At 73.8% G+C, this 545-nt stretch carries 1 protein-coding gene; it reads right to left on the bottom strand.

Annotation, left to right across the window (positions count from 1 at the left end; translation table 11 throughout):
- Nucleotides 1-49: 49 nt before the first annotated feature.
- Nucleotides 50-545: LytR C-terminal domain-containing protein (locus D476_RS0121480; protein ID WP_017625981.1), on the bottom strand; the 496-nt coding region annotated here is incomplete at its 5' end.

Raw genomic sequence — 545 nt, 5'->3', positions numbered from 1 at the left:
CCCCCCCCCGCCGTTTCGCTTCCCGTTCTCCGGTCCGGTGCTCCGCGGGTCAGCCGCAGGCGACCTTGGCGTCGGCGGCGCTCTTGGAGTCGATGTCGGAGCCGCCTCCGGATCCGCCGCTGCCGCCGCCCCCGCCGGAGGCGGCCTTGAAGCCGTCCCAGTCCTGGGAGACGACCACCTGGAGCGTGTCGCCCAGGGCGGAGTTCTCCTCGGTGGTGCCGTTGGTGAAGGTCGCGGCGACCGCCTTGGCGGCGGCCTCCTGGCCCGGCCCGTAGTAGACCGTCGTCTCCGGCGGGACCTGCCCGGTCGGGTTGCCGGTGCCCGCGGGCTGGAAGCCGCGGGTGGTCAGGCCGGTCGACACCTCGTTGGCCAGGCCGGGGACGGAGGTGCCGTTGAGCACCTCGACCGACACCTGGGACGGGTCGACCTTCTCCTCCTTGCCGCCGGAGCCGCCCTTGCCGTCCTCCTCCTCGGAGCCGTCGCTGATCTCGTCGTTGGCGACCCGCAGCCACAGCTGGGAGGCCTTCGGCTCGGACCAGGCGACC

Origin of the sequence: Nocardiopsis chromatogenes YIM 90109, from assembly GCF_000341185.1 — a bacterium.
GTDB classification, from domain to species: domain Bacteria; phylum Actinomycetota; class Actinomycetes; order Streptosporangiales; family Streptosporangiaceae; genus Nocardiopsis_A; species Nocardiopsis_A chromatogenes.
This window is presented reverse-complemented; position numbering and strand designations above follow the sequence as displayed.